General features: G+C 63.5%; 9 protein-coding genes. All 9 read right to left on the minus strand.

What is annotated here, in order from left to right; genetic code table 11:
- Nucleotides 1-20: 20 nt before the first annotated feature.
- The gene (locus tag BC443_RS14860) at nucleotides 21-1,409 is read right to left on the minus strand and encodes a hypothetical protein (RefSeq protein WP_071232613.1); all 1,389 of its coding nucleotides are present in this window, start codon (nucleotides 1,407-1,409) and stop codon (nucleotides 21-23) included.
- Between the two features lie 172 nt (nucleotides 1,410-1,581).
- Nucleotides 1,582-4,251 carry a cellulose binding domain-containing protein gene (locus BC443_RS19255; protein ID WP_071232614.1) on the minus strand — a complete coding sequence of 890 codons (2,670 nt, stop codon included), beginning with the start codon at nucleotides 4,249-4,251 and terminating at the stop codon, nucleotides 1,582-1,584.
- 277 nt (nucleotides 4,252-4,528) lie between these two features.
- Nucleotides 4,529-5,473 (minus strand): TIGR03915 family putative DNA repair protein, encoded by a 945-nt coding sequence (locus BC443_RS14870; protein ID WP_071232615.1) that lies wholly within the window; start codon nucleotides 5,471-5,473, stop codon nucleotides 4,529-4,531.
- Nucleotides 5,474-5,515: 42 nt separating this feature from the next.
- Entirely contained in the window at nucleotides 5,516-6,775 is a 1,260-nt protein-coding gene (locus BC443_RS14875) for a putative DNA modification/repair radical SAM protein (RefSeq protein ID WP_071232616.1), read from the minus strand.
- 127 nt (nucleotides 6,776-6,902) lie between these two features.
- Nucleotides 6,903-7,778 (minus strand): formyltetrahydrofolate deformylase, encoded by an 876-nt coding sequence (gene purU / locus BC443_RS14880; protein ID WP_071232617.1) that lies wholly within the window; start codon nucleotides 7,776-7,778, stop codon nucleotides 6,903-6,905.
- A gap of 68 nt (nucleotides 7,779-7,846) precedes the next feature.
- Nucleotides 7,847-8,485, minus strand: coding sequence for a sarcosine oxidase subunit gamma family protein (gene soxG / locus BC443_RS14885; protein WP_071232618.1), 639 nt, complete (start codon nucleotides 8,483-8,485; stop codon nucleotides 7,847-7,849).
- Nucleotides 8,478-11,534, minus strand: a complete 3,057-nt coding sequence (locus tag BC443_RS14890; RefSeq protein WP_071232619.1) for a sarcosine oxidase subunit alpha family protein — start codon at nucleotides 11,532-11,534, stop codon at nucleotides 8,478-8,480. The genes soxG and BC443_RS14890 overlap by 8 nt, the downstream gene beginning before the upstream one ends.
- Nucleotides 11,531-11,923 carry a sarcosine oxidase subunit delta gene (locus BC443_RS14895; protein ID WP_071232620.1) on the minus strand — a complete coding sequence of 131 codons (393 nt, stop codon included), beginning with the start codon at nucleotides 11,921-11,923 and terminating at the stop codon, nucleotides 11,531-11,533. Before BC443_RS14895 ends, BC443_RS14890 begins: the two co-directional genes overlap by 4 nt.
- 159 nt (nucleotides 11,924-12,082) lie before the next feature.
- Nucleotides 12,083-13,333 (minus strand): sarcosine oxidase subunit beta family protein, encoded by a 1,251-nt coding sequence (locus tag BC443_RS14900; RefSeq protein WP_071232621.1) that lies wholly within the window; start codon nucleotides 13,331-13,333, stop codon nucleotides 12,083-12,085.
- Between the last annotated feature and the right edge of the window lie 116 nt (nucleotides 13,334-13,449).

Genomic DNA, 13,449 nt, shown 5'->3' on the forward strand with positions numbered 1-13,449 from the left:
CGCCACGGCCGGCGGTCTGACTAGAGCGACAGGCCGCCGTCGTCGAAGATGAGTTCCTGGATGCCCACCAGTGTCGCCTCGATGCCGTTGCCGTCGACGGTCACCAGGTCGTCGTGCCGGTCGACGGCATAGTCGTTGCGGTTGCCCTCCATCCTGGCGATGTCATGGCCATCGCCACCATCGAGCCAGTCTTGCCCCCAGCCGCTGCCGGGCGCGAGAACGTCGTCGCCATCACCGCCGAAGAGCGTATCGCTGCCCGTACCGCCGAAGAGTGTCACCCCGTCGTCGCTGCCGTGCACGATATCGTCTCGACGCGAGCCGACGACATCGTCGAAGGTGACGTCGTTGGTCGACATGTCGGTGGGGGCGCCGAAGGACTCGCCTTCGTTGACCCATAGCGTGGAGGAGATCTTGTCGTTGTCCGGGTCGCGGACCGAATGCTGGACGTGAACGCGATTGTCGTGATCGCGGCCGCCGTGGAAATTGATGTCGCGATCGGTTCGGGTGACTTCGACGTCATTGCCCACCGAGGAGTGCCAGGAGGCGAACAGCAGGCCATGACGCATGCCGCTGTCGCTCAGATCGTCGAAGGTGCCATCGTAGCTCTCGCGCAGTTCGAAGGCGTAGCCGTTGCCGCCGGACCCCTTGTTGAAGCTGCCCTCGGCGGTCAGGGAGTCGGCATCCATGTCCAGCGAGCGCGAGAATTCGAAGGCGGTCGAGGGGCCGTCGATCACGGCGACATCGTCGAGCTCGCCGTCTGTCGTGTCGGCATACTCGATGGCGTGATAGCCGGTGAGGTCGTCGAGTTCGTTGCTGAACTCGTCGTCATCGGGTTCGCCCAGTTCGAAGCCGACCGAAAAGCCGCGCAGCGAGACATCATCGGCGCTGTCGATCCGGGTGACTTCGGCCTCGTGATGATCGAAGTCGAAATGAACGCCGCGGTCCAGCGTGACGTAGTCGCCATCGACGTCGGTCACTTTCGCCATGCTCGTTCGCAGCGGCGAGTCCAGTTCGCGCCAGTCATGATCGTCGATCTCGTTGAGATACTCGGTGTCGTTGTCCTGCGCGATGCGGATCGTGTCGCCCGCCGTCAGCGAGTCGGCATCGTCGAGCTTGAGCACGTCCTCGCCTTCGTCGACGTCGGATTCGATCTTGCCGATCGTGTCTGCCTTCTCGCCGCTGACCAGAATGGCATTGTCGTCGTTGTCCTCCAGCGCGTCGTCGGTAAAGGTCAGTCGTGTATCGTCGCTGCCTTCGCCGACCAGAGAGACGTCTGAACGGGTAATGGTCAGGGCCTGGTCGAAGTGATATTCACCGGCCTCCAGTTTGACCGTTTCGTCGCGATTGGCCTCTTCATTGATGATCTGCTCGAGTTCCTCGGCGGTTACCTCGTTATCGACACGAATCATGTGGCTCCCTTTTGTTGATCTGGATCAATTGGCGACGGAATCCTACGCAGTTCCAGGGCACGATAGGGATACGCTCTGTAGCGCTTTGGTTTCGTATGGTGAGAAAGATCGACGCCGCATTAACGAGGAATGCGGCGCCGCCATCATCAAGCAGTAAAGGAAAAGTGGATGCTTAGCTCAGGATCAGGAATCCGCTATCCATCGGGTTCAGGTTCTGCACACCGATGACCAGATCGGAGAGGCCGTCGCCGTTGATGTCACCCTGCAACTGGTCGTCGGCATAGCGAAGTTGACCGGCGTCGCCGGTAAAGCTTTCCGCCCCCAGCCACTGGAATGCCTGACGGCCCGCCTGGGTGATGTCGGCGTCCAGCGAGGAGAGGTCGATCAGATCGTCGTCGCCGAAATCGACGATTTCATCGATCGACAGCGGCGTCGATTCCATCGCTGCCTGCCACACGAACCGATCCTGGCCACCGCCGCCCTCAAGCCGGTCGGCGCCCAGGCTGCCCATCAACACGTTGTCTCCGGCATTGCCAATCAGGGTGTCGTTGCCGCTGCCGCCGGTCAGCGTTTCGTCACCGGAAGCCGTGATGGTGCGATCGGCATCGACGAGGGCGCTGGCGAGACGGCTACCATCCGGTAGCGATCCCTCGTCGATCGTGACCGAGGCTCCATTCAGAAGGATCTCCCGCGGGATGTCGCTGGTATCCGCGTAGGCCTTGAACGAGAAGCGCATGGACTCGCCGGCTTCGAGCGAACGACTGGTGACATCGACCCGGTAGTCGTCGCCCTGCCGCGAGGCGAGGCTGGCGCCATAGAACGCATGCACATCGCTCGCCAGATTCAGCGCAACGTCATCGACCTCCACGGCTGCGTCGCCGTCGTTGGTGATCGTGACACCCATGACGTACCCGCTGGACCAGCGACTGACGACGTCGAACGAGGCGTGAAGCGAGCTGGCACCCGCGGTATCCGTGGCATCCGTGATATCGAGGCTGTCCCGGCTGGCCCAGTACGTCTCGGGCGCGACATCGGCCCTTGCATCGACCTGGCTGACCGCGCCGGTCGTCAGATCCAGCAGCTGTCCGTCGGCGAACAGGGCGCGTTCGATGTCGCTGAGCGTGTCGCGCGTTCCGTTACCGGCGACGTACCATTCGCCGCTGGCGAGACGCTCGATGTCGTAGTCCGACAGTTCGCCGGTGAAGAGCGCGGTGTCGTCTCCCGCGCCGCCCTCGAGGCGGTTGCTCCCCCATCCGCCACCGCCGCCGAGAATGTCGTCGCCGCTGCCGCCGATCAGGGTGTCGTTGCCCAGCGCGCCATCGAGGTAGGCGCCGTCGTCGCTGGCATGGATGATATCGTCGCGGCGCGAACCGATGACGTAGTCGAAGGTGACGAGGTTGGCATCCGCGTCCGTCGGCGCGCCGAAGGTCTCGCCTTCGTTGATCCAGACCGTCGTCGACATCTTGTCGTTGCCGGCATCTCGAATCGACTGTTCGACGTGGACGCTGTTGCCATGATCGCGGCCGCCGTGGAAGTTGATGTCGCGGTCGGTCGAGGTGACGCGTATCTCGTTGCCGACCGAGGAGTACCAGGAGGCAAACAGCACGCCGTGGCGCATGCCGCTATCCTCCAGGCCGCTGAACTGGCCGTCGTAGCTCTCCCGCAGCTCGTAGGCGTAGCCGTTGCCGTCACTGCCCTTGTTGAAGCTGCCACTGGCCGTGATCTCCTTCACATCGAGATCCAGCGAGCGGCTGAATTCGAACGCGACCGAGGGGCCATCGACGACGGCGACATCTTTCATTGCCGCGCCCACCGTGGCGTTGAACTCCACCGCGTGATAGCGGGATAGCGCCGGCAGCGTATTGCTGAAGTTGCTGCTGTCGGCCTCGCCCAGAGTAAATGCCACGGTCAGCCCTTCGAGCCGAACGTCCGTCAGCGGTTCGATCCTGTCGATTTCCGTCACCCCGGCGTCGAGGTCGAAATGTACGCCGCGATCCAGCACGATCTCGTTGCCGTCGACCGCCACGATCCGGGCCATGCTGGTGCGCAGCGGTGAATCCATCTCCCGCCATTCGCTGTCGCCGATGGCGTCGAGGAACGCGACGTCATTCGATTGGGCCAGCCGGATCGTGTCGCCGACCGCGAGGCCGTGTCCTTCGCTCAGCGTGAGTCGGGTATCGCCCTGCTGAACGTCACTGGCGAGTCTGGCGACGGTCTCGCCCTCGTCTCCGCTGATGCGGATGGCATTTTTCGTATCGCTTTCCAGTGCCTGCCGGGTAAATACCAGGGTGGTGTCGTCGGAACCGGCGCCCGCCAGGGTGACATCGGAGCGTTCGATGACGAGCGATTCGTCGAGCAGGTAGCGTCCGGCCGCGAGATGGATCGTGGCGCCTTCCGGCGCGGCGGCGATGAGTGCGTTGAGCGTGGCGGCGTCGATGCCGTCATCCACTGTGATGGCGTTGTCGACGAACGAATAGTCGTCACCCAGCAGATCGGGCGGCGTAAGCGCTTCGGTCAGCAGCCGGGCGCCTTCGGTCAGCGAGGCGGCCACGCCATTTACCGTGGGGGCGAGGGGCATCACCGTGTCGTCGCCCAGCGCCTTGAGCTTGATGCGTACCGTCTCGCCGGGAACGAGCTGCCCGCTGTCCTCGATCCGGTAACCGGTATCCGTCGTCTCGTAGCGGTCGGCGCCCCAGAGCGTATTCAGCTCGGCATCGAGGCCGAAATCGAGCTGGTAGCCATCGAGCGGTTCCCAACCCTGGTAGGTCAGATAGATTTCGAGCGTAAAACCCCCGTTCCATTCGCTGGACAGGCGGTAATCGATCAAGAAGGAGGCATTCATGTAGGCATCTCATGACGAGTGTCGTGTCGATGCGTCCTGCGATGACGTAGCCGTAACATCCATCGTTGCGGAGGGTGGGACCGAGCCTCCATGGCTGCGGTCATCGTTTCGAGGCGAGCGAACGCTCACCGCTGGCCCGCCGCTATCCCATGGCAGGATGGCGACAGGAAACAGCGCCCAGCGGGTCGCTATCGATCAGCGAAACGCCGCCAATATGCAGCAAGTTCGAGAAATGGATTGAATAAGAAAGCGCTAATTGAGATGGCATTTCGCCCTATCAATCGGTTGGCGCGTCATCTCGTTGACGGCTGGGAAGGCGGGTGGCGTCGGCGGGCAGCTTTACACTCAGCGTCTTCCCCTGGCGCTGACCCACGCTCGTCTCCTGCGCCAGGCGCTGGCCGCCGTGGCGCGCCTTCGCTTCCATCGTCGGGATCAGGTCGCCTTCGCTGAGATGACGCCAGAAGCGCTGTGGCATGTGCTGGGTCATCACCTTGTGGTTGAGACGCGCCGGGTTGAACGTGCTGACGAAATAGGTCCGCCAGAGAGCATGTTCTTCGTCGGCATTGGAACGATTGGCGGCCGCCCGTGCTTCGCGGGTCCAGTTTTCGGGGCAGGGGGCGCGGTAGTCGAGGGTCGTGCCATCCCAGCTGACGCCACCTCCCGGCGTGGCGATGATCCAGCGCGAGCCGCCCATGCGATCGGCAAAGTGCTCCGCGCCTAGATCGAGGATCTCATGCGCGGGCTCGAACCAGGCGACATAGCGTTCACCGTGCGCATCGTCGCGACGATGAAACCGCAGGAAGGCGTGCATGTGATGCGCTTCCCGCTTGATCGCATGCCAGCGCTGGTGCAGCACGCGGCCATCCTCATCGGCGGGATGCATGGCCGTCGCATCGCTCTGGACCACTCGCCACAGAACCCGATACAGCAACGGCCAGCGTGGCTGTTCGCTCCCGCGGGGGCGATAGCGGGCAGCATTGCGAAGCAGCGCCAACTGGTCGCGACCGATGCTTATCGGTGTCGAAGCGCCCTCCGGGCTTGACGGTCGCTCGGATATCGTCGGTGACGCGAACAGGTCGTCGTGGCGCGCCTCGCCATCGTGCCAGGTCACGCGAGGCGGCGGGATGCCAGCCTGGAGCAACTGGCGCGCCTGCTGCCGCCATTCATCGAAATCGTCGGCCCAGGCAACGCATGACGCCGGGAGCGTTGAGACACCGTGCATGACGAGATCTCCTTCGTGCTATCTCCAATATTCTATTCGGTGCTACCACAACGCCATCTGGGACGGCTGCGGCGCGGTCAGGTTCTGTCGCAGCCGGGTGCTGTCTCGATCGGCATCGGTGGGGCGGTAGTCCTGCGTCACCACGAAGGGCCGCAGGGTGTCCAGCCGGCAGCGCAGCGCCACCAGGTCCTGATAGCGAATGCGCCGCAACCGTCGCAGATCGACCAGCCGCTGTACGCTGCGCAAACCGATGCCGGGGACGCGGGCGATCATGGCCGGTTCGGCTCGGTTGAGATCCACCGGGAAGTCATTGCGATGGGCCAGCGCCCAGGCCAGTTTGGGATCGATCTCCAGATCCAGATTGCCCGGTGCGTTCAGCAGCTCCTCGGCCTGAAAGCCGTAGCTGCGGATCAGAAAGTCGGCCTGATACAGCCGATGCTCCCGCTGCAGCGGCGGCGCAGCCTGGGGCAGCCCGGCAGGGCGTTCGGGAATCGGACTGAACGCCGAGTAATAGACGCGCTTGAGACGGAAATTCCGGTAGAGATGCTGGGCGGACTGGAGGATCGTGCGGTCGTCGGTGGCATCCGCGCCGACGATCATCTGCGTGCTCTGGCCACCGGGCGCGTAGCGCGGCGCCATGCGCTTCGGATTGGCGCTGCGCGGCAGGTGCCTGGCATCTCGCGCGATGTCGTCGTTGGTGGCGTCGATTCCCTGGCGAATGTGGCCCATCGCGGCGTGGATGGTGCCGAGCTCCTTTTCCGGGGCCAGCGTCTTCAGGCTGGTCAGCGTCGGCAGCTCGATGTTGGCGCTTAGCCGGTCGGCGTAGCGTCCGGCCTCCTCGAGCAGTCTGGGATCCGCTTCCGGAATCGCCTTGAGATGGATATAGCCGCGAAACTGGTGCGTTTCGCGCAGCAGCCTGGCCACGCGAATCAGCTGCTCCATGGTGTAGTCGCTGGAGCGAATGATGCCGGAGCTCAGGAAAAGCCCGCTGATGGTGTTGCGGCGGTAGAACGATAGCGTCAATCGGACGACTTCTTCCGGCGTGAAGCGCGCCCGCGGCACGTTGCTCGAGCGTCGATTGACACAGTACTGGCAATCGAACAGGCAAAAGTTGGTCAGCAGCACCTTGAGCAGCGAGACGCAGCGCCCGTCCGGGGTAAAACTGTGACAGATCCCCATGCCGGATGACGACCCGAGCCCCGCCTTGCCCCGTGACGAGCGCTTGGGTGCGCCGCTGCTGGCGCAGGAAGCGTCATACTTGGCGGCATCGGCGAGGATGGAAAGCTTGTCGATCAGTTCCATGCGGCGACCCTGTGATCCGTCTCGAATACTGTATTTGTGTACAGTATTCGAGTTGTGGCACAGGGGCAAGGTCTGTCGGATTCAGAGGTACCAAGCGTCTTTCAGTCATCCTCCATGACGAGTGCTGTCACTTGCTGAGAATGACGGTCTTTTGGGCATGGAGGAAAACGCGTCTTTCGGTGTGGTACTGAATCGCGCGAGCCAGCGTAAGACACTCGATATCCCGGCCCTTGTTGACCAGATCTTCCGGAAAGTAGGCGTGATCCACCGATTCGACACCCTGGGCGATGATCGGGCCTTCGTCGAGATCGTTATTGATATAGTGCGCCGTGGCGCCGACCAGCTTTACCCCTTTTTCATACGCCTGGTGATAGGGCCGGGCGCCTTTGAAGCCGGGGAGAAGCGAGTGATGGATATTGATGGCGCGCCCATTCAGGGCGTCACAGAGCTGCGGTGAAAGCACCTGCATGTATCGGGCGAGAACGATCAGGTCAGCGTCCATGTCATCGATCACCGCTCGAATCTGCGCTTCCTGTGTTGTCTTGGTCTCGGGGGTGACCGGCAGGTAGTGGTACGGAATGTTGTGCCACCTGGCGAGCGGTTCCAGGTCCGGGTGGTTGGACACGATGGCCTTGACGTCGAGCGCCAGTTGGCCGGTCCGATAGCGATAGAGCAGATCGTTGAGGCAGTGATCCGCCTTGGAAACGAGGATGACGGTCTTCATTCGCTCGGCACTGGAGCTGAGCTCGAACGTCATGTCGAACTCCTGCGCTCTCGCCGCAAAGGATTCCGCAAAGCGGTCCTTGTCGAACGTCAGCGTCCTGTCCGGCTGGAAGGCCACGCGGATGAAGAAGCGTTCGGCTGGCGCGTCGTTGAACGAGCTGATTTCATTGACATAGCAGCGTGACTCTTTGAGAAAGCGCGTCACGACATCGATGGTGCCCAGGCGGCTGGGGCACTGGGCGGTGAGGATCCAGTTGTTGTTCGTCGATTTGTTGTTCATCGCTTTATTGTTCTCCACTGACGGGGCTCCTGGGTATAGGAAGGCCGATTGCACATCGGCCTTCTGTCTCATCGACGCTCGACCGTCACACCGAACTCTGCGGCGGCATCGAGGAGCCATCGGTAGACGTAGTCGGCAAAACTGCGGCGCACGATGAGCTCCCAGCAGTCCGCCTGGGGTTGGCGCAAGATAAGGGAGGTCTTGGCGAAGATCGTGGTAACGCCCTTGCCGACCGGGAACGCCGACGGGTGAACGTCGTAGGGCGTCGACTTCTTCAACGTCTCGCGTGCCTTGGGGCCGCGCAAGGTGATGACGGTCTGACCGCCACTGACATTGACGAGGCTGAAGTGTGCTTGCCCCAGGGCATGGCGAAGCGCCTTCTCCAGCACGAACTCTTCGCCGCCGGGAACCAGAATCAGCCACTCGTCCGGCGATAGCCACTGGATCGAACGCTCGCCCTTGGTATCCACGGCCAGGGTGTTGGGCCGCGCCGGCAGGTTGATGCCCAGCACCTCGCGCACGGCCTCATCCAGGACGATGGCGCCGCCCCGCAGGATCAGATGGCCCATGAAGGCGGATTCCCGAAGCGTCACCCCGGCCTGTGCGTCCGCGGCGGGCGCCGGACCGCGCTGAAACGACCAGGCGAGGGGCGACTCTGCACCGGTCTGATCGTTCGGCCGGCAGTCGAATTCACGAATCTCAGACATTCTGACGTTCTCCTTTGGGATCGATAAAGACCGGGCTGACGATTTCCGCTTCGTGCACGACGCCATCCTTCATCGGCAGATAGACCGTCTGCCCCAGGCGATCGCGGCCGCCCTTGATGACGGCGAGGGCAAACCCGTGACCGAGGTTGGGGCTGTAGTAGCTGGAGGTGACGTGGCCGACCATCGTCATCGGAATGCTCTGCTCGGGATCGAAGACGATCTGCGCGCCTTCCTCCAGCACGACCTTGGGATCCCTGGGCTTGAGCCCCACGAACTGCTTGCGGTCGGTTCGCGCCGTGTCAGGGCGGGTCAACGCGCGTTTGCCGATCCAGGAGAACGGCTTGTCGTAGCCCACCGCCCACTGCATGCCCAGATCCTCGGGCGTGACCGAACCGTCGGTGTCCTGGCCGACGATGATCAGGCCTTTCTCGGCGCGCAGCACGTGCATGGTCTCGGTGCCGTAGGGGGTCAGCCCGTACTTGTCGCCTTTCTCGAACAGGGCCTTCCAGACCGGCATCGCATAGTTGGCCTGGACGTTGATCTCGTAGGCCAGTTCGCCGGTGAAGGAGATCCGGAATACGCGAGCCGGAATGCCGGCAACGTTGCCCTCGCGCCAGTCCATGAACTTGAACTGATCCGGGGACAGATCGATGTCGGTCACCTCCGACATCAGCTTGCGCGCTTGTGGCCCGGTGACGGTCATGGTCGCCCAGTGGTCGGTCACCGAGGTGAAGTAGACCTCGAGCTCCGGCCATTCGGTCTGATGCCACAGCTCCAACCACTCCATCACGCCGGCGGCGCCACCGGTGGTGGTGGTCATCAGGAAGTGATTCTCGGCCAGGCAGCTGGTGGTGCCGTCGTCCATCAACATGCCGTCGTCTTTGCACATCAGGCCATAACGCACGCGGCCAGGTGCCAGCTTGGCCCACTTGTTGGTGTACACCCGGCCCAGGAATTCCCGCGCATCCGGCCCCTGGATATCGATCTTGCCGAGCGTAGAAGCATCGAGGATGCCGACTTTCTCGCGCACCGCCAGACACTCGCGGGCCACCGCTTCTGCCATGCTCTCGCGTTCGCCGCTGACGGCTCCGGCGCGTACTTGTGGAAAGTACCAAGGGCGCTTCCACTGGCCGACGTCCTCGAATTCCGCGCCATGCTCGACATGCCAGGCGTGCAGGGCGGTGTAGCGCTCAGGGTCGAACAGCTCCCGGCAGTGGCGGCCGACGATGGCACCGAAGGTTACCGGCGTGTAATTGGGTCGGAAGACGGTGGTGCCGACTTCCGGGATCGAACGCTTCAGGCAACGGGCGGCAATTGCCATGCCGTTGATGTTGCCGAGTTTCCCCTGATCGGTGCCGAAGCCCAGCGCGGTGTAGCGCTTGACGTGCTCGATCGATTCGAACCCTTCGCGCGTGGCCAGTTCGATACCCGCGGCAGTGACGTCGTTCTGGAGATCGACGAACTGCTTGGGGGCTCGCATGGCCGACTTCACGTGGGGCACCTGGAAGAGCGCGCAGGCCGGGGCCTCGCGCCGTTCGGCGACGTCAGGCAGCCCGGGTGCGGACGAGGCACCGTCGAACCCGATGGCCTCCAGCGCGCGGCGAGTCCCTTCGGTGGCATGCTCGAGCACTGCCTTCAGGGCGAAGACACCGTGAACGCCACCCACCGATGTCATGCCCTTGACGTCGCCGGGCACGAAGCCCAGCACGTCGTCACGCCATACGGGCCGGGTTCCGGTATGGGAGGAGAGATGAATGACGGGACTGTAGCCGCCGGAGCTGGCGATGGTGTCGCAGCTCAACGTCTCTTCGTGACCGAGAACGCAGAACGCATCCAGATCGACCCTGGCGATGCGAGCCGCCGTGACGCGATCGCTGCCCTTGGCTTCGATGACGGCGCTCTGGTTGATGATCCGGATCCCCTGGGCGCGGGCCTGTTCAGCCAGTTCACCCTGAGAAGTGGCGCGGGCATCGACGATCGCCACCACTTCACGACCGGACTCGTGCCAGTCCAGCGCCGTGCGATAGGCGTGATCGTTGCTGACCGACAGCACCAGCTTGTGGCCGGGTACGACGCCGAAACGTCGAATGTAGGTGGACACCGCACCGGCGACCATGTTGCCGGGGACGTCGTTGTTGCCGTAGACCAGCGGACGCTCATGGGTGCCCGTCGCCAGGATGACATGCCTGGCGCGCACGCGATGCAGCCGAGAGCGCGCCTGCGGACGGTGGTTCACGGCGGGCGCGGTATCCGAGAGATGTTCGGTGCGACGCTCGTGGAGCGTGACGAAGTTGTGGTCGTGATAGCCGTTGGCGGTCGTTCGGGGCAGCAGCTCGACGTTCTCTCTTCCCGCCAGCTCGGTGACCACTTGCGATACCCATTCCGGCGCCGGCAGGCCGTCGAGCGTCTCGCGGCTATCCAGCAGCGAACCTCCCAGCTCTTCCTGTTCGTCGCAGAGCATGACGCGGGCGCCGCTGTCGGCAGCGATGCGGGCCGCTGCCAGACCGGCGGCACCGCCGCCGATGATCAGCACGTCGCAATGCTGGTTGATGTGGTCGTAGATGTCCGGATCGGACTCGAGCGGGCTACGCCCCAGACCGGCGCCCTTGCGGATGTACTTCTCGTAGGTCATCCACATCGAGGCCGGCGCCATGAAGGTCTTGTAGTAGAACCCCGGCGGCATGAAGCTGCCGCCCAACTTGCCGATCATCCCCATCATGTCGCGCTGCACGTTCGGCCAGCCGTTGGTGCTGCGCGCCACCAGCCCTTCGTAGAGCGCCTGCTGGGTGGCGCGGACGTTGGGTACCTGAGCCGCTTCGCTGGCGCCCAGCTGCACGACGGCATTGGGTTCTTCAGGGCCCGCCGCGACGATGCCGCGCGGCCGTGAATACTTGAAGCTGCGGTTGACGATATCCACGCCGTTGGCCAGCAGGGCGGAGGCCAGGGTATCGCCGGCGTAGCCCGTGTAGCGCTTGCCGTTGAACGTGAAGGAGAGTTCGCGGGAGCGATCGATACGACCGCCGCGGTTGGATCGATGGATCTGCGTCATGCCCGTGCCTCCGTGTTCAACGCTTCGTCTTCGGGGCGCGCGCCGACCGTCTGCCAGCCGCCGGACGCGGCCTGAACGCCGGACTGGCGCTCGTCGGCGGCCAGCGTTTCGGCAGTGATCGAAGGGCGCTCGCCCATCTTGTAGGTTTCGAGGATCTCGTAGTTCGCGGTATGCCGCGTGATGTTGAAGAACTTGCGGCAGCCGACGGAATGCACCCACAGCTCGTGATGAATGCCGCGGGGGTTGTCGCGGAAGAACAGATAGTCGCCCCATTCCTTATCGGAACAGTTCTCCGGATCGGCGGGGCGCTGCAGGTGGGCCTGGCCACGCGGATGGAACTCTTCCTCTTCGCGATGCTCTTCGCAGTAAGGGCAGTAAATATGGAACATGCAAGAGTCCTCCTTAGGGAAACACTGCATAAATGTCTGCGCAGGCGAATCGCTGCGTTACGCGGTGCTCGCAATCCTCACCTATACCCCATAGGCTCCGGTTGCTGCGCTCCGTGCGCCTTGCGCTTCATCCTGCTCGCCGATTTATTCAGCGCTTCCTTAGTGGGCGACGCCAGCGGCGCCGTGTTCGTCCACCAGGGCGCCGGTGTGGAAGCGGTCGATCGAGAACGGTGCGGCCAGCGGATGCGCTTCCCCCTTGGCCAGCGTCGCCGCGAAGACATGGCCGGAGCCCGGCGTGGCCTTGAAGCCACCGGTGCCCCAGCCGCAGTTGAAGAACATGCCCTTGACCGGCGTGGCCGAGAGGATCGGACTGGCGTCGGGGCAGGTGTCGACGATGCCGCCCCATTGGCGGTTCATGCGTACGCGGGAGAAGATCGGGAACATCTCGACGATCGCCTGCAGGGTATGCTCGACGGTCGGGTAGCTGCCGCGCTGGCCATAACCCACGTAGCCGTCGATGCCGGCGCCAATGACCAGATCGCCCTTGTCCGACTGGCTGATGTAGCCATGCACGTGGTTGGACATGACCACCGTATCCAGCACCGGCTTCAGCGGCTCGGAGACCAGCGCCTGCAACGGGTGCGACTCGAGCGGGAGCTTGAAGCCGGCCATTTTGGCGAGCACGCCGGAGTTCCCGGCGGCGACGCAGCCCACCGTCTTCGCTTCGATGTCGCCGCGATTGGTGTGAACGCCATGGACGCGGCCATCACGGATCTTGAAACCGGTGACTTCGGTGTTCTGCAGCAAGTCCACGCCGAGTGCGTCCGCCGCCCGCGCGTAGCCCCAGGCCACGGCATCGTGACGGGCCACGCCGCCGCGCGGCTGCCAGGAAGCGCCGAGGACCGGATAGCGGGCCCGGCTCGAGCAGTCGAGGATCGGCACGATCTCCTGGACCCCCTTGGCATCGAGGACTTCGCCATCGATCCCGTTCAGGCGGTTGGCGTTGACGCGACGCTGGATGTCGCGCATGTCCTGCAGCGTGTGGCCAAGGTTGAGCACGCCCCGCTGCGAGAACATCACGTTGTAGTTGATGTCCTGGGAGAGTCCTTCCCATAGCTTCATGGAGTGTTCGAACAGCGCGGCCGCTTCGTCCCACAGGTAGTTGGAGCGCACGATCGTGGTGTTGCGGGCGGTGTTGCCGCCACCCAGCCAGCCTTTCTCGATCACCGCGACATTGGTGATGTTGTGGACCTTGGCCAGATAGTAGGCGGTAGCCAGGCCGTGGCCGCCACCGCCGACGATGACGATGTCGTACTGCTTCTTCGGCGTGGGGTTGCGCCACTGGCGCTGCCAGTTTTCGTGATGGTTCAGCGCGTGCTTGACCAGACCGAATCCGGAATAGCGTTGCATGCTTTTCTCCTGGAGGGGCGCCGCCCGGGCAGGCTCGCCGCAGCGTTGGAAACCGTTGAAATCAGATCGTTGGAAGCTTGCGCTCATGATCCGCCAGGCAGATCGAAAGGTGCTTG

Origin of the sequence: Salinicola sp. MIT1003, assembly GCF_001858555.1 — a bacterium.
Taxonomy (GTDB): domain Bacteria; phylum Pseudomonadota; class Gammaproteobacteria; order Pseudomonadales; family Halomonadaceae; genus Salinicola; species Salinicola salarius.